General features: G+C 57.4%; 11 protein-coding genes and 1 tRNA gene. 7 read left to right on the top strand and 5 right to left on the bottom strand.

The window, feature by feature from the left end; all coding sequences use genetic code 11:
• Nucleotides 1-327: 327 nt before the first annotated feature.
• A complete protein-coding gene (locus BDI24065_RS19385; RefSeq protein ID WP_175032626.1) occupies nt 328-2,514 on the top strand; it encodes a TonB-dependent receptor in 2,187 nt (728 codons plus the stop codon).
• A gap of 57 nt (nt 2,515-2,571) precedes the next feature.
• Nucleotides 2,572-2,662: transfer RNA gene (locus BDI24065_RS19380), tRNA-Ser, on the top strand.
• A gap of 158 nt (nt 2,663-2,820) precedes the next feature.
• On the opposite strand, the gene BDI24065_RS19375 is transcribed toward BDI24065_RS19380, so the two are convergent.
• The 5 genes from BDI24065_RS19375 to BDI24065_RS19355 form a co-directional block, all read right to left on the bottom strand.
• The gene (locus BDI24065_RS19375) at nt 2,821-3,516 is read right to left on the bottom strand and encodes a hypothetical protein (RefSeq protein ID WP_175032625.1); all 696 of its coding nucleotides are present in this window, start codon (nt 3,514-3,516) and stop codon (nt 2,821-2,823) included.
• Nucleotides 3,517-3,963: 447 nt separating this feature from the next.
• Nucleotides 3,964-5,076 (bottom strand): hypothetical protein, encoded by a 1,113-nt coding sequence (locus BDI24065_RS19370; protein WP_175032624.1) that lies wholly within the window; start codon nt 5,074-5,076, stop codon nt 3,964-3,966.
• Nucleotides 5,077-5,237: 161 nt separating this feature from the next.
• The gene (locus BDI24065_RS19365; RefSeq protein WP_175032623.1) at nt 5,238-6,197 is read right to left on the bottom strand and encodes a retron St85 family RNA-directed DNA polymerase; all 960 of its coding nucleotides are present in this window, start codon (nt 6,195-6,197) and stop codon (nt 5,238-5,240) included.
• A complete protein-coding gene (locus tag BDI24065_RS19360) occupies nt 6,194-7,090 on the bottom strand; it encodes a retron St85 family effector protein (RefSeq protein ID WP_175032622.1) in 897 nt (298 codons plus the stop codon). The genes BDI24065_RS19365 and BDI24065_RS19360 overlap by 4 nt, the downstream gene beginning before the upstream one ends.
• A 250-nt stretch (nt 7,091-7,340) precedes the next feature.
• Complete coding sequence (locus BDI24065_RS19355) at nt 7,341-7,940, bottom strand: recombinase family protein (RefSeq protein WP_175032621.1); 600 nt, start codon at nt 7,938-7,940, stop codon at nt 7,341-7,343.
• A 557-nt stretch (nt 7,941-8,497) separates the two neighbouring features.
• On the opposite strand from BDI24065_RS19355, the gene BDI24065_RS19350 reads away from it, so the two are divergent.
• From BDI24065_RS19350 to BDI24065_RS19330, 5 genes are all read left to right on the top strand, one after another.
• The gene (locus BDI24065_RS19350; RefSeq protein ID WP_175032620.1) at nt 8,498-8,719 is read left to right on the top strand and encodes a hypothetical protein; all 222 of its coding nucleotides are present in this window, start codon (nt 8,498-8,500) and stop codon (nt 8,717-8,719) included.
• Nucleotides 8,720-8,840: 121 nt separating this feature from the next.
• Nucleotides 8,841-10,037, top strand: a complete 1,197-nt coding sequence (locus tag BDI24065_RS19345) for a reverse transcriptase domain-containing protein (RefSeq protein WP_175032619.1) — start codon at nt 8,841-8,843, stop codon at nt 10,035-10,037.
• A gap of 131 nt (nt 10,038-10,168) precedes the next feature.
• A complete protein-coding gene (gene hsdR / locus BDI24065_RS19340; RefSeq protein WP_175032618.1) occupies nt 10,169-12,490 on the top strand; it encodes an EcoAI/FtnUII family type I restriction enzme subunit R in 2,322 nt (773 codons plus the stop codon).
• Nucleotides 12,491-12,508: 18 nt separating this feature from the next.
• Complete coding sequence (locus tag BDI24065_RS19335) at nt 12,509-13,978, top strand: type I restriction-modification system subunit M (protein WP_175032617.1); 1,470 nt, start codon at nt 12,509-12,511, stop codon at nt 13,976-13,978.
• On the top strand, nt 13,975-15,735 hold the full coding sequence (locus BDI24065_RS19330; RefSeq protein ID WP_175032616.1) for a restriction endonuclease subunit S: 1,761 nt from the start codon (nt 13,975-13,977) through the stop codon (nt 15,733-15,735). The genes BDI24065_RS19335 and BDI24065_RS19330 overlap by 4 nt, the downstream gene beginning before the upstream one ends.
• Nucleotides 15,736-16,365: the final 630 nt, after the last annotated feature.

Below are 16,365 nucleotides of genomic sequence, written 5' to 3'. Positions count from 1 at the left end.
GAGCTTGCATACGGGATGGCATCGCCGTCTTCAGCCACGCGTGCCGCTGCCGGCATGCGCGAATTATGACGACGAATTCGAACGGCTCATGATCGCACGTCCGCCCCGATGCCCGCTCGGTGTCAATCTGACGAGGATCCCGCACGGCACTCGCCCACCCTCCCAAATACTGAACCGGCCATTTTCGTAAACGACAATCATTCTCGTTTACGTTAGACTCCGCCGCTCGATAAAAAAGACGTCCGCGACAGCACGGACGCATCACACCGCCCGGATTCCGACTTGCCGCCCTGGGATGGATTACCGACCACACCCGATTTGCGTCCCATGTCGACACTTTCGTTACCCGCCCGGCGTCTCACGCCGATTGCCTGCGGCATTGCGCTGACCTGCGCGCTCGCTGCCCCTGCGCAGGCCCAGCAGGCCGCGTCCGCCGCTGCTGCCGCTGTCGCGCCCGACGCGTCCGTGCTGCCGTCGATCAACGTCTCGGGCGCCGCCGAGCCGCTGCCCGGCGACCTCGCACCCACCTACGGTGGCGGTCAGGTCGCGCGCGGTGCGGACTACGGCGTGCTCGGCCGGCAAAAGGCGAGCGACGTGCCGTTCAGCATGACCACCTACACGTCGAAGCTGATCGAGGACCAGCAGGCACGCACCCTCGCCGACGTGCTCGACAACGATCCGGCCGTGCGCAGCGCGTCCGGCTACGGCAACTTCTCGCAGGTATTCATCATCCGCGGCTTCCAGCTCGCCGGCGACGACGTATCGCTGAACGGCCTGTACGGCGTCACGCCGCGACAGCTCGTCCAGACCGATGCGGTCGAACGCGTCGACGTGCTCAAGGGCGCGAATGCATTCCTGAGCGGCGCATCGCCGAACGGTTCGGCGGTCGGCGGCGGCGTGAACCTGCAGTTGAAGCGCGCGGACGACAAGCCGCTGACGCGCGTGACCGTCAACGGCGAGGTGTCCGGTTCGATCGGTACGCACGTCGACATCGGCCGCCGCTTCGGCAGCGAAGGCCAGTTCGGCGTGCGCGTGAACCAGTCGATCGGCGGCGGCGACACGGCCGTCAGCGACGAGCGCCACCGCAACAACGTGACGGCCGTGTCGCTCGACTGGCGCGGCGACAAACTGCGCCTGTACGGCGACTTCCTGTATCAGCGCGAGCGAATCGACAACGGCCGCCCCGTCGTGCTGATCGGCGGCAACCAGGTGCCGGCCGTGCCATCCGCGACGCACAACTATGCGCAATCGTGGAGCTTCAGCGAACTCGAGGATACGGTCGGGATCGTGCGCGCCGAATACGATTTCCTGCCTGCGTGGACCGCCTATGTGTCGGCCGGCGCCCGACATACGAACGAGCACGGCGACTACTACACGCCGACCTACTCGTCGTCCGGCACGACCGGCTCGCGCCTGAGCGTGCCGCACAAGGAGGATGCGCAGTCGGCCGAAGCCGGCGTGCGCGGCCGCTTCAAGACCGGCCCCGTGTCGCACTTCGTGACGGCCGGCGCGTCGTTCATCCGCATCGACAGCCAGTCTGCGTACACGATGTCGAGCGCGTTCCCGACGACGCTCTACGATCCGGCGCCGGTCGCGTTCCCGCCGACTGCCTATGCGGGCGGCGACATGAGCGATCCGGGTACGGTCACCAAGACCTGGCTGCGCAGCGTCGCGGTATCCGACACGCTCGGCTTCCTCGGCGACCGCGTGCTGTTCACGATCGGCGCGCGCCGCCAGTCGATCTCGGTCGACAATTTCGACTACACGGGCGCAGTGACGTCGACGTACAGCGACGCGATCACGACGCCCGTGTTCGGTCTCGTCGTCAAACCGTGGCAGAACGTATCGATCTTCGCGAACCGCAGCGAAGCGCTCGCGCAAGGCGAAATCGCGCCGAACACCGCGCGCAATGCGGGCCGGTCGCTGTCGCCGTTCCGGTCGAAGCAGGTCGAGGCCGGCATCCGCTACGACACCAGCAAGTACGGCGCGTCGCTCGCGCTGTTCCAGATCGAGAAGCCGATGGCGTACACCGATCCGGTGTCGAACCTGTTCGGCGCCAACGGCACGCAGCGGCACCGCGGCGTGGAAACGGCCGTGTACGGCGAGCCATGGAAAGGCGTGCGGCTGATCGCGGGCGCGACGTACATCAACGCGACGCTGCAGAACACGGCGGGCGGTACGAACGACGGCAACCGGCCGATCGGCGTGCCGTCGTTCCTGCTCAACGCGGGCGCCGAATACGACGTGCCGATGCTGCGCGGCCTCACGCTGACCGCCCGGTGGATCCACACGGGGCCGCAGTACGTGGACGTCGCGAACACGATGTCGATCCAGGCGTGGGACCGCTACGACCTCGGTGCGCGCTACGCGATGGAACTGTTCGGCCGGAAGACGACGCTCCGCGCGACCGTGCGCAATGTCACGAACAAGGCGTACTGGTCGTCGACGACCGGCGGGTACCTGACGCAGGGCGATCCGCGCTCTGTGTGGCTGTCGATGACGACGGATTTTTGACGATCGCGGAAGGGAGTGGCGGGCTGCCGCAAGAGTTTGCTATACTCTCGGTCTTCCGGAGAGATGGATGAGTGGTTTAAGTCGCACGCCTGGAAAGCGTGTATAGGTTAATCGCCTATCGGGGGTTCGAATCCCCCTCTCTCCGCCAGAACCTGGCGGAAAACCCCGTAAAATCAATGATTTACGGGGTTTTTTGTTTTTCGGCTCACAAACCGACTATCAAACACCAGCCCCGTCAGCGAATGCAGATGCCGGGGGCTTGGACTGGTTGCTCGGGTATCCGCGCACTGCGTTCTGTGCTCTGTGCTACATCAAAGCCGGGAGCGCGAACCAGCACGGTCCCACATTGCCGAATTCGTTAAGATCGAAGCCGAGGTACTTGAAGTTCGTCGCAATTCCGCTTTCCGTCGGCCGCTCTAAATCCATGAACTGCATGAGGCCGTGCATGTTCGCTTGTGCCAACTGCACCGTTCCCCCAATATCAGGGAAAAGATTTTCCTTTATGACCTTACGGATCGCATCGCGGGGGGCAATCTGGCGGAATGACGTGCCAGCTGGACGGCTCCGTCGCATCATCTGAATGAGGTCGAGCATTTCTGATTTGTGGCTCCCCATAAGAAATACCTGTTCGGGCGTCGCAAAATCGATCTCGTCGAGTTTAATCGAAGGTACTGGACCGCCGGAGCAGGGTTCGGTCGCCGGGGAAAGAACGAAAACCCTGCGAGTGGAATCCGCTTTACAGTATCCAAACAAAGCGATTTCAACTTGAGCGACACCACCAGTTCTCGCACCGTAGGCGCGCGAGAATTCGAGCAGAAAGGTTTTCGCCAACGCCGCCACATCTCTAATCGACACCTGATCACCTCGCTTACCCCTCAGATTTGCCAAGATTGGAGTCAGCGCCGCGTACAGGTTCACGGCGAACAAACTGCTTCCTGCATAGGCGAGACCGATTGTGTGCCGAAATGCAACGACGTTCGCTTCTGTGGCGTCGTGGTCCATGCAAGTGATCGTTAGCGGAAAGATTTTCGGGCTATGTCGGAGGAGCGGCAACGGCTCGGCATCACTCCAACTTGCACTTTGACCTCCAGAAATTCGAGAGTCCGAGCAAACCCATACCGGCTGGGTGGGATAGTTTTCTTGATACCAGATGGCGACTGTAGTCATGGGGTGCTCTTCGAGACGCAAATCGACGATCATATGCTGAAATATGCCAATGGATCAGGCGCAATACACCTTCGCTTGCGCTACGACCTTGTAGCAGCCCCACGTTCGACGGCAAGAACATGTTGCTGTTATGGCAACGATATCTTCTGTACCGCCGATGAAGAGAGGAGTGCTGGTAGTAACAGCATACTATTCCATGAAAATCACTCACGACTGGCGCGTGAAGGCATCGTCATCACTTCGCCGACAGAGTTGGTTCACAATATCTGCTGAGTCGACCGTTCAGAAAGGGATGTCGACTAAATTCTTCATTTCTTCCACGGTGCTGGCCCGATCTGTGTAGTTGGCCTCGACGAAGGTTCTATGCCATGCATCTAGTCGCTTCGTTACCGCCTCGTCGAACGCACGTTTCGTTTCGATAAATTCAAACGCAAACTGGTCCTTAGCCTTTGATTTTAGAGTAACGTCCGTTTGATTAGAAGCAATCGTCCGAACGTATGGGTCAAGCCATTTCTCTACGTCGCTTAGTTCAAGGTAGGGTGTTATACCCTTTAGCAGCCTCAGTGTTTCGTGTGTGTGAGTTCGTGCCGCCCGTCCCAGCAAAAACTCGCGCACAAGGGGTTCATATTGCCTTGCAACATAACGAATGTCGGGAGCCAAGAAGAACCCAGTGCAGTATTTATCTACGTAATCCCCATCCTCCTCACGCAAAATGCGAACGAATTCTGACACAACGCGCTCACGAATTTCATCTGAGACATTCTCGAGTGTTACCCGAAATGCAATTTGAAGGCGCTCGGGTTCATCATCAAAGCAATCGGAATCATCCAATCGGCTCATGTAAGCGTCAGGTATAAGCTCAAGTAGCAACCGTTCACGCTGATGTTCACTTGCCTCCAGTATGAGATGCTTAACTATCGTCGACGAGTTCGAGTCACGCCTGACCTTCGACACTATCTGCTCGGCCGTCAAACCAACCGATTGGCGCCTTGTTTTTGCCAATTCATCTGCGATCATGTCAACTAAGGTCGTTGCAATAGTTGCGCTGCTACGGTCCGGTTCCGGCTCGCCCATCCGCACAACCCGGCCGGGATGAATCAAATTTCTGTAAGAACGGATAACGCTGCATAGGTCGGCCGTGCGGTCCGTAAGGACGGTCTCCTTCCGACATATGGCAATCGCCTCGGCAAGATCAATGCGAAGAGGGTCCTTGCCGGAGCGACCGGGGTTGCTTGTGGAGAGCAGATAGTCTATGAGCAAAGACTCGACAATGCTCCCGGCAATGACTTGAACGCTTTTCCAGGCTTGTGCCTGCAAGCAATTCGTCATCTCCGAGTAGTCTCGCTCAAGCGAAAGACGAAATTCTTTCAGCGTTATAAAGTCGAAGCTTGGCAAGGCACCCCCTATATTGGATAACGGACATATGAGCCACGTCTGGTGTTACCTCGCAACATTCCCACGTGAACGCGATGAACACTGCAAGTCAGGCGCAATCGCGCTGCCCATGGTAGATGGCCCCGCTTCCGTTTCCCCTACAGCAATACATTCATATTAGTCTAGTCCGTTGAGTCTCCACCACTTGGCGCTCCTATTGAGCCAACGTTCGGAAAGTCGTACCGAGCACAAAGCGAGGTCACAAAGGCAGGATCGATTGAGTAAACGAATGCCAGTTGCCCTCGAAAGTGAGCGACCTCATCCGCCGGCAGCGCCCCTTGGACTAACCTGTGCATGGTCGCGCGTAATCGCCTCTTCTCTTCTCGGCCAATGGAAACTACACCGTTATTCGCAAGAACTAGCCCAACCAATACTCGGCGGTTCTTCTTCGATACGTTTACCGTTTTGCCTTCGTTTAACGAAAGCCCTAGATAGCTGAGTTCACCGAGCAGCCGACGAATCTCCCCTTCCACTGCATCAAGCACATGGGGAAATGACGTTGAGACGGCAATGTCGTCCGCATATCGCGTATACTCAGCGCCGCAAGCGCCGCAAAAATCAGTAAGTCGACTGTCAAACTCCCCCATCAGATAGTTCGATACATGCGGCGAACTAGGAGCCCCAATGGAAAGTTGAAGTTCCGCATCTCGCTTAGGTTTTCGGCACAAGAGTTGGCATAGTATCCACAATTCTTGCTCCGTGTACGTCGCATCTCGCGATAGTCGATATCGCAATGCAGACGCCTTGAGACTCGGAAAATAATCACGAAAGTCGAGCTTCAGTAGATACCGTGCGCTCGCGTGTGGCAGCGCATGCGCCTTAATAGAACGATGGGGCCGATAAGCAGTTGCCGCTTCATGAATCGGCAACGATGAAAACTCATGCCTCACGATGAGACGTTGCAGAAATTTAAGCTCGGCCGTCGGCTGAGAAATAAGCCGTTTGCCTCGCCCATTCCTTTTTTCGATGTAGTGATCTTTGTAGCGGTACGGAGCGGTGGCGACAAGCGTCCCAAGCTCTCGGGCAGAGAATGGCGACAACGCAAGCAGTCGCTCAAACAGAGGCTCGTTGGCGATGCTCATTGGCGCCTCTCAAATATTGAGTTGCGCCGCTGATCGCCTTTGATGAACTCTTCGGCAGCAATCTTAAAGCGGCTGCGATCGAAGCGAACTCCTTCTCCTTTGGCAGTGTAATTAACCCATGGTGCGGCGCTCGTCTCGCGACGAACTGCAAACGGTTCTACTCCCCTATGCTCAAGCTTTACCAATCCCAAAAAATCAAGCAGCTTCATCGCGCGCAGAATCGCGGATTCGTCCAGTGTTATCCCGAAATGCGCCGCAGCCCGTTGTACGTCGCCAATTTTGCTAACGAGCAGCAAATCAACAAGGTCAGCAAGCAACAGAAGTCGATGGGTCGGGTTGTCAGTTCGCAAAGCAGTTGACCGACGCTCCACCGGCAACCATGAGGTTATCGACTCCGTGACAATGTCAAACTCCGTAGCCGGTAAATGTGCGTCATCGTCGCCGCCGATAACGCACCGTCGACCATGCTTTTCGACGCGCTTCAAAGGCCCAAGATTAAGGAACGATTCGCGCCGATCCTCCGCCAGATGGTGGGACTGCACTACAACATGCAGACGTGGCAGAATCGATTCATCAATTGCCAGCGCGCCCAACTCTGCCAGCGAGCCCGGCGACTCAGCGAACAAAATCGTCGCGCGCGCCAAATAGCACGCATCACGCTCGAACTCCAACAGGTCTTCGTACCCGGAAAATGCCCACCACCCGTTGTGGTTCTCAGGGCGATCGAGGTACCGCAACCACGGCTGCTGGGCCGATGGCTGAAGCGTTTGCTTCCAGAATGAATCGCGAAGGGAAACAGGAACCTCGCCATCACGCGAACAGGCTCCACCGAATACCCATATCCGATCCGGGAGATTTGTAAGGTGGCAGGCCCCAGGATCGACGATTTCCACAAACTGATCCAGGGGCTCGCCGGACACTCTCAATTACCTTGAATTTAGGCACGAAGTACAGGGACGGCTCGCCGGCCCTGTACTTCGTGCCGTTGACGCCGTCCACCCAAGCGCAGTCCTGCGAAACGCCGGACATTGATAGCCGTTTGCTACCGATCGCGTAATTGAGGTACCGATTGTAGGTTACCGAAGGGAATTTCGCCACTTACCATGCGGGGATCACGACGCGTAGATGCGTGCTGCGGACCATCTACGACGGCACGCCTGCGGCGCAAGCCCGCTTAACCGTCGCCGTCCCAACACCGAACTTCTCAGCAGTGACGCGAATACTCGCGCCGTGCTCTTCCCGCCACGCTTTGATCGCCGCGTAGTCGTGCGAGCGCGCGCGGCCCCTGTACTTCCCCGCCGCCTTCGCGATCGCAACGCCCCGACGCTGCATCTCAGCGCGGTTCTTGTAGTCGGCTTCGCCCTGAGCCGCCATGAACGCCAGCACCGCGTCACGCGTCGCCTTCTGGATGGGGTCTTTCTCCCGTCCGTCAAATGTCATGCCGTTGAGCGTGCATTCGACACTCACCCCGAGCGCCATCAGCCGCTGCATGGTCCGGTGTAGCTCGTCATACCGGCGGCTGATCCGATCCAGCCAGCGCACGATGAGAACGCCGCCGTGCCGCAGATCGTGCTCGACTTTCCGCCACTGCTCCCGCTCATCAGGGGCCACGTAGTAGCCACTCACGCCCTCGTCTATGAAAATATCGGTATCGCCCACGCCGTGGCTTCTGGCGTCCTCATATTGGCTCACAGCGCTCTGGCCGTCCGTGGTCGATATCCTGCCGTAATACAGTTTTCTCATGGCCACACCCGGATCAATAGAATTGATAGATCAATTATATCATGGATCGAAAATACGGTTGATTCTATTGATCCGGCGTGACTGGCCCCGGCGCTTGGGCCATGACGGTGTACCCAACTGAGCCATGGTTGCGGACTTCCAGGAGACGGGCGGCGGCTGAAGTTACGTCCCGACGTTCGGCTGCAGTTGATCGGTTCGTCTATTCCTTCGCGATTGGCAGCTCCGAGCGAGGCGTCAGCGACGGATGACCGGACCAAGTTGCCAACCCACCTAGAAATGGGCAAAATTTGCAGGCTTGGCAGCGCCCACGGGCTTCTCTGCGGGTTGCGCTGCACGTTACCAATCGGCCCACTGGCGCAAAGGCGAGCGATCGCGTGAGCGTGAACGGCGGAATCAGGGGCGGGTCCGAGTCGCAAGATGCGGTCCGCAACGAGGATGCCGAAGGGGCGGTACGGTCGCCTTCTATCCCCGGTCATGTTGGGAAGGCGGTTAAGAAACGTGCGGTGCATCCCCCAGGCAGGGAGGCGGGCGCGCCGGTAACGTCGCGACAAGATGCTTTGAACAAACGCATCCGGCGCGCCGGGAAGAAGCTGGCCAGCGCGGCTTTGGTCGCCACCGCCCTTGCAACCGGTTTCAAACCCAGTGAAACGGAAGTGAAAATGAGAAGCATTTACATCTCGGCGGCCGCTTCGGTCGACATGCTGCGCCCACGGGCTTCTCTGCGGGTTGCGCTGCACGTTACCAATCGGCAACCTGCGCAAAGGCGAGCGATCGCGTGAGCGTGAACGGCGGAATCAGGGGCGGGTCCGAGTCGCAAGATGCGGTCCGCAACGAGGATGCCGAAGGGGCGTTCAGCCGCTGGTCCGGGGAGTTGTATCAACGCCAGCGCAGCACCTGACGATGCGGCGAAATGCATTCACCTCGGCTTTGGCGACCGACCAATTGATGGGCGCGTGGCTGGACATTTCCAAGCGCGCATCGCCACGATCTCGCAATACGGTTGGTGCTGACGGACAGTCAATTGCCGACTTTCAGTTGGACGCAAAAAGCCGTGTTGCACGTCTGACGCGTGAGCTGCGTTCCGGCAATTTCCGTTTCGATCCCCTGCGCCCGCATCTCGTTCCCAAGCCGAATGGTAAAGACCGCCTTATCTGTATTCCGACTGTCCGTGACAGGATAGTCCAGCGCGCGTTACTGAATTTTCTCGCGGATCGATACGACGCCAAGTTGGCCAACAAAATCAGCTACGGCTTCATCAGAAACCGAGGCGTGAAGAAGGCCGCCGCTGACGCGTGTGTGCTCAGGGCATCGCACCGCTGGGTGTTCAAGACAGATATTGCTTCTTTTTTTGATCGAATCGATCGGGACCAGTTGCGAAGATCACTTACGCGAATCGTCCGCGAACGTTCTCTCCACGCAATTCTGTTCGAAGCCATGTCATGCGAGATCGAGGCGACTCGCCGCAATCAACAGAAGCGGATCGCTCAGCTTGGCATCAAGAACGGAAAGGGATTACGCCAAGGGATGCCACTCTCCCCGTTCTTTTCGAATGTGATGCTGGCCGATTTCGACAGGAGCATACAGGCCAATGGATTGGCCGCCGTTCGATATGCGGACGACCTCATTTTCTTCGCCGACTCACGAGACGAGTGCATGGACTTGGCGGCATTCTGCGTGGGCCAGTTACGTCTGATTGGCTTGGAAGTTCCGCCCATTGGTCCCGGCTCAAAGTCGGTGATCTATGAGCCTGAGGAGCCTGCAGAATTCCTTGGAGTGAGTCTCGTGCCGTCTGGGGGGCAATATCAGTTGGAGTTGGCCAAGGAACAGAAGGACCGTATTCGCGATGAGATGCTTGCCCTCGGCTCCATTGATCAGTTACTGGCCCGCAATATCAACCTAACCAAGCTCGGAACGGTCATCGCACAACGACGTAACGGATACCTAGCCGCCTATGACATGTGTAAGAACGTCGGCACCTTGGATTCGGCGCTCAGCGATATAGAGCAGCGGGTACTGAGGAAGATTTATCAGGAGGGCCTTAACATCGACCTTGGTAAACTGTCGCCATCCGCGCGAACCTTCATTGGATTGAAGTAGGTAGGACGTGATAGACGGGCATGCGCTTGGTTCATGATGTTGGACTAACGCAGCGATCACCATCTGTTGCGCCGCCGCTACCTCCACGAGAGACCAGACAGGCTCGGGTAGTCAAGAAAAGCCAGAGGAACATGGACAAGAAATCGCTATCCGAACAGGACATCCGCAGCAAGTTCATCTCTCCCGCCCTCACCGAGGCCGGTTGGGACATCCAACTGCAAATTCGCGAGGAAGTTGCTCTGACTGACGGGCGCGTCGTGGTACGCGGCAACAAAGCTCGTCGCGACGAGAAAACTATCCGCCGGGCCGACTACGTCCTGTATCTGAAGCCCGGCATCCCGCTTGCAGTGGTCGAGGCAAAGGACAACAAGCACTCGGTGCGCGACGGTATCCAGCAGGCGCTTGCATACGCCGACATGCTGGACGTACCGTTTGCGTTTTCGAGCAATGGCGACGGATTTCTCTGGCACGACCGCACCCTACATGATGGTGTGCTTGAACGAGAGATACGCATCGATGAGTTCCCATCCCCGGACGTGCTCTGGCAGCGTTATCTGGCATGGAAAGGCATTGCGCCGGAAGCCGCCCCTGTCTACTCGCAGGATTACCACCCCGGAAAGACCGCGCGTTACTACCAACTGAACGCAGTGAACCGCGCGATCGAGGCTGTGACCAAGAGGCAGCAGCGCATCCTGTTGGTCATGGCAACCGGCACCGGCAAGACGTTCACGGCTTTCCAAATTATCTGGCGTCTGTGGAAAGCCCGTGCAGTAAAGCGCATCCTGTTCCTTGCTGACCGCAATATCCTCGTAGATCAAACCAAGGTCAACGACTTCAAGCCATTCGGCGGCGCGATGACCAAGATCGAAAATCGCACGATCGACAAGTCGTATGAGATATATCTGTCGCTTTATCAGGCCGTCACGGGAACCGAGGAAGAGCAAAACGTCTACCGGGAGTTCAGCCGGGACTTCTTCGACTTAATTGTGATCGATGAGTGTCATCGAGGAAGTGCCTCCGAAGATTCTGCATGGCGCGAAATTCTTGACTACTTCAGCTCCGCAACCCATCTTGGCCTGACGGCGACGCCCAAGGAAACGGCCGAGATATCGAACATCACCTATTTCGGTGAACCAGTCTATACATACTCCCTGCGGCAGGGCATCGAGGATGGCTTCCTCGCCCCGTACAAGGTGATCCGGGTCGACCTCGACAAAGACCTCGGCTGGAGACCGACGCAGGGCATGCTCGACAAATCTGGGCAGATCATTGAGGACCGCATCTACAACCAGTCAGACATGAACAGGTCGCTGGTTTTGACGCGACGCGATGAAGTGGTGGCCGGGCGCATCACGGAATTTCTGAAGGCCACGGACCGAATGGCGAAGACCATCGTGTTCTGTGAGGACATCGATCACGCAGCGCGCATGCGTCAGGCGCTTGCTAACGCCAATGCTGAGCTCGCCGCCAGCAATCCGAAGTACGTCATGCAGATCACGGGCGACAACGCGGAAGGCAAGCTCGAACTTGACAATTTTATTAATCCGCGTAAGGCCTACCCGGTTATTGCAACTACATCGCGTTTGATGACGACCGGTGTAGACGCGAAAACCTGCAGGTTGGTAGTGCTCGACCGAACGATCAACTCGATGACCGAGTTCAAGCAGATCATCGGGCGCGGTACACGAATCGATGAAGAGCATGGGAAGCTTTGGTTCACGATTCTTGACTTCAAGAAAGCGACAGAACTGTTTGCCGATCCCGCGTTTGATGGTGATCCAGTAGTGGTTTTTGAGCCGGAGCCCGATGCGCCGGTCACGCCCCCCGAGGATGAAAACGAGGCCCCGGAGATCAACGGACCGGCAGGAGACCCATTACCTCCTGGTGGAGATGCACGTGTTCGGTACGTGGTCGACGAGGTGCCCGTCTATGTTGTCAACGAGCGGGTCCAGTACCTCGGTCCGGACGGCAAGCTGATCACCGAGTCGCTGCGCGACTTCACGCGCATCCAGATTGGCAAGCGCTTCGTCTCACTCGATGCATTTCTGCAGGCGTGGAGTGAGGCCGACCGGAAACAGGCGATAATCTCAGAGCTGGAGGAGCACGGCATCCTGTTTGATGAGCTGGCCCGCGAGGTTGGCAAGGAGCTGGACCCATTTGATCTGATTTGCCACATCGCATTCGGACAGAAGCCACTCACGCGCCGTGAACGTGCCGAGCGCGTGAAGAAACGCGACGCATTTGGAAAATATAGCGACACGGCTCGCAAGGTCCTTCAGGCGCTGCTGGACAAATACGCCGACGACGGCATCGAGAACATCGAGCAGCCCGAGGTTCTGAAGCTCACTCCGCTTGACCAGCTTGGATCGCCGGTCGAGATCATCAGTGCATTCGGCGGCCGTGCTCAGTATCAGGCCGCGCTGCGCGAACTTGAACGCGCCCTCTATCAGTAACGCATTAACGACGTATTCATGACTATCAGTTCCACCTTCATCAAGTCCATACAGGACACCATGCGCCAAGACGCGGGTGTCGATGGCGACGCGCAACGTATCTCGCAACTGACGTGGCTGTTCTTCCTGAAAATTTTCGATGATCAGGAAACCGAGCTTGAGTTAATGCGCGATAGGTTCCGCTCGCCGCTGCCAGAACGGCTGCGCTGGCGTAACTGGGCGGCGGACCCCGAGGGCATTACCGGCGACGAGCTGTTGACGTTCATTAATGACGACCTGTTCCCAACCCTGAAGGAACTGGATGCCGACCCGCAGCGCAATGCGCGCGGCTTTGTCGTGCGCGAGGTGTTCGGCGACGCGTATAACTACATGAAGTCGGGCCAACTGCTGCGTCAGGTGGTCAATAAGATCAACGAGGTCGACTTCAACAGCCAGTCGGAACGCCACCAGTTCAACGACCTATACGAAAAAATCCTCAAGGATTTGCAGAGTGCCGGTAATGCCGGGGAGTTCTACACGCCGCGTGCTGTGACGCAGTTCATGGTCGACCAAATCAACCCCCGGCTCGGCGAACGTGTGCTCGACCCTGCGTGCGGTACGGGCGGCTTTCTGGCCTGCGCGATTGAGCACCTGAAAGCCCAGCGCAAGCACGTCGATGACGACGCGGTGCTACAGAATTCAATTCGGGGCGTCGAGAAAAAACAGTTACCGCATTTGCTCTGCGTAACCAATATGCTGCTGCACGGCATTGAGGTGCCGTCGCAGATTCGTCACGACAATACGCTGTCGCGTCCGCTGACCGACTATAGCAATCGTGATCTGGTAGATGTGATTCTGACCAATCCTCCGTTTGGAGGCACCGAAGAGCCGGGCATCGAAAGCAACTTCCCGGCCGACGTGCGCACGCGTGAGACAGCTGACCTGTTCCTTGTGCTGATCATTGAACTGCTGAAGCACAACGGGCGGGCGGCGGTCGTGTTGCCGGATGGCACATTGTTCGGCGAAGGTGTGAAGAGCCGGATCAAGGAAAAGCTGCTCACCGAATGTAACCTGCATACGATTGTCCGTTTGCCAAACGGTGTGTTCGCACCATACACCGGCATCAAGACGAACGTGTTGTTCTTTACGAAGGGGACGGCGACGCGCGATGTTTGGTACTACGAGCACCCCTATCCTGCCGGGTACAAAAGCTACTCGAAGACCAAGCCGATACGCATCGAAGAGTTTGCGACGGAGAAGGCGTGGTGGGGCTGTGAAGAAGATGGCTTCGCGAGCCGTGTCGAAAACGAGTTCGCATGGAAGGTCAGTATCGGCGCGCTGAAGGCGGCCGGATACAACCTTGACCAGAAGAATCCGCACCGGGCCGAGGAAACGAGTCACGACCCGGGTGAACTACTGGCGCAATATCAACGACTTACGGTCGAAGCACAAACATTACGCGACCAGCTCAAGCATATCTTGGCCAATGCGCTGGAAGGCAGGGCATGAATATGCGGGACGGGTTCAATCTGCTGGCAACCGCCCCAGAAGGCGTCGTGCGGTTGCGTGAGATGGTTTTGTCGCTCGCCATGCAGGGAAAATTGGTGGCGCAGCATCCGAATGACGAGCAGGCTAATGAGTTACTGCGAAGAATACAAACGGAAAAGGGTCGTTTGATCAACGAACGCAGGATCAAACGTGGCCCGCCGCTGTTGGGTATTTCTGAAAGCGAAAAGCCGTTCCAATTGCCAAGGGGATGGGAATGGGTACGTGCCCAGGACATCTGTACTGTCATTACCGACGGTGATCACCAGCCCCCTCCGAAAGCTGACGTTGGGGTGCCGTTCTTAGTGATTAGTAACGTTCGTTGGGGGGCTCCAGATGTGGCATCGGCGAGTCGATTTGTTCCAAAGGACTACTTCGACGAGCTGGATTGGTCGAAAAAGCCTGCTGTCGGCGATATCTTGTATACCACCGTGGGTAGCTTTGGCATCCCTGCGCCTGTCACGGACGATGTGCAGTTCTGCTTCCAACGCCACATCGCATTATTCCGCCCGGCGCATGCATGTCTTCAGCCATTCCTAAATCTTGCCCTTGCGAGCAACTTAGTTTTTGAGCAAGCAAGTGCCAGCGCCACGGGAACTGCTCAAAAAACGGTACCGCTCTCGGCGCTCCGAAATCTCAAGATTCCGTTGCCTCCGATTGATGAGCAGGCGCGCATCGTTGCGAAGGTCAGCGAGCTGATGCACCTGTGCGATGAACTGGAGGTACAGGGCAAGTTGGAATTGGAACAACACGCAAGACTTGTCTCGACACTGTTTGATGCGCTAACGGCGAGTGAATCGCCGCAGGCACTTGCCGAAAACTGGAGCCGCGTCGCGGCGCACTTCGATCTCTTGCTCGATCGGCCGCAGGCTGTGGATGCGCTGGAGCAGTTGATCTTGGAGCTTGCGGTGCGTGGATTGCTGGTACCGCAGGATTCCAGTGACGAGCCTGCTGGCAAAGTGCTCGATCGCATCACGACGTACAAGCGGGATCAAACAGCGAGTGGTCGCGGTAGTGGACGGTCAGTTAGGGCCGGCATCTTAGATCGAGCAGAACTTAATGAGTTACCTAATGGGTGGGTATGGACCCAGCTAAGCGATTTGCTGACGAAGCTCGGTTCCGGAAGTACCCCACTTGGCGGCAAGGAAGTATACGTTGATAGCGGGATCAAATTTCTGCGGTCCCAAAATATATGGAATGACGGCCTTCGTCTCGAGGGCGTTGCTCACATAACCGCGGCAACCCATGCCAACATGTCGGGGACGCAAGTGTTGCCAGGTGATCTGCTATTCAACATCACGGGCGCCTCCATTGGGCGATGCGCAGTGGTGCCTGCTGACTTCGACGAGGCCAATGTAAGCCAACACGTGGCCATCGTTCGTCCAGCCTTCAATGAAACCACATCGTATCTTCATCTTGTTCTGATCTCTCGGCATGTGCAGCAAGCCGTTATGGATGTACAGGTTGGTGTGTCGCGCGAAGGGTTGAGCATGAAAAAGCTTGGCCTTTTCGCAATTCCATTTCCACCACTCGAAGAACAGGTGCGTATCGTTGCGCGCGTGAATGAGCTTCGCGCCATTTGCAAGAATCTACGTGAGCACCTGATCGAACGGCAGGCGTGCCAGTCACGTTTCGCTGATTCCTTGGTCGAACAGTCGTTAGAGTCCCGCATCCACTCAATGGGTGATATGCGAGAGATGGCGGATGTAACCGTGGGGTAGGATGGTCAGGCTATTAAAAATTAACCAGGGCAATGAACGGCGTTGAGGTCCATGTGGAAGTTTAACCAAAGCGACGGTTCACAACACCGCATCACGATCTGTAAGACGTCGTCAGCTTGCCTCCGCCTGCGCCGAGTCTCCGCTGCGAACGGGCCTCTGGCAGCATCCCATCACTTGTTTCGGAGTGCCAAGCGCCTGAAGTGAGCCAATTTGCTTAAAAAATGAGCAAAATGCGCCGATCCGGAGCCCGAAGCGCCCCCGGAAATGCCGATTGTTGCAGTGCATCGCACATTACAAAGCTTTCGGCTTGAGACATGCGCCCCTCATAACGTCCGACGGGCCGGGACTACAGTTACCCCTGCCGGGATTGTGCGAACCCGCCAGCGAGCCGGAAAACGGGCAGGATGGGGATTCCCAGTGTCCGGAGAGCGGGCGAAAGTCACTGAAATGGGGGCGGCGGGTAGAAATTACCGATTTGCGTAATTCTGATCTGCCCCTTTGGCTCGTCTAGCCGATCTGTGCTACATTTTTTCCGCCGGACCGGCGTTTTCGGGTGATTCCCGCCCATTTTCGGATCAAATTCCGCTCCCGACACGTCGACCTCGCCGTTGCCTGCGTGATTTTCACTGC

It is taken from the genome of Burkholderia lata, from assembly GCF_902499025.1.
Lineage (GTDB): Bacteria > Pseudomonadota > Gammaproteobacteria > Burkholderiales > Burkholderiaceae > Burkholderia > Burkholderia lata_C.
The sequence above is the reverse complement of the archived record's forward strand: the minus strand, read 5'-3'. Positions and strand labels throughout refer to the sequence as shown.

Bases quoted from the DNA above. Each gene is read 5' to 3' on its own strand.
- BDI24065_RS19345 (WP_175032619.1), top strand. From the start codon at position 8,841: ATGCGGCGAAATGCATTCACCTCGGCTTTGGCGACCGACCAATTGATG.
- BDI24065_RS19335 (WP_175032617.1), top strand. From the start codon at position 12,509: ATGACTATCAGTTCCACCTTCATCAAGTCCATACAGGACACCATGCGC.
- hsdR (WP_175032618.1), top strand. From the start codon at position 10,169: ATGGACAAGAAATCGCTATCCGAACAGGACATCCGCAGCAAGTTCATC.
- BDI24065_RS19375 (WP_175032625.1), bottom strand. From the start codon at position 3,516: ATGGACCACGACGCCACAGAAGCGAACGTCGTTGCATTTCGGCACACA.
- BDI24065_RS19385 (WP_175032626.1), top strand. From the start codon at position 328: ATGTCGACACTTTCGTTACCCGCCCGGCGTCTCACGCCGATTGCCTGC.
- BDI24065_RS19365 (WP_175032623.1), bottom strand. From the start codon at position 6,197: ATGAGCATCGCCAACGAGCCTCTGTTTGAGCGACTGCTTGCGTTGTCG.
- BDI24065_RS19330 (WP_175032616.1), top strand. From the start codon at position 13,975: ATGAATATGCGGGACGGGTTCAATCTGCTGGCAACCGCCCCAGAAGGC.
- BDI24065_RS19355 (WP_175032621.1), bottom strand. From the start codon at position 7,940: ATGAGAAAACTGTATTACGGCAGGATATCGACCACGGACGGCCAGAGC.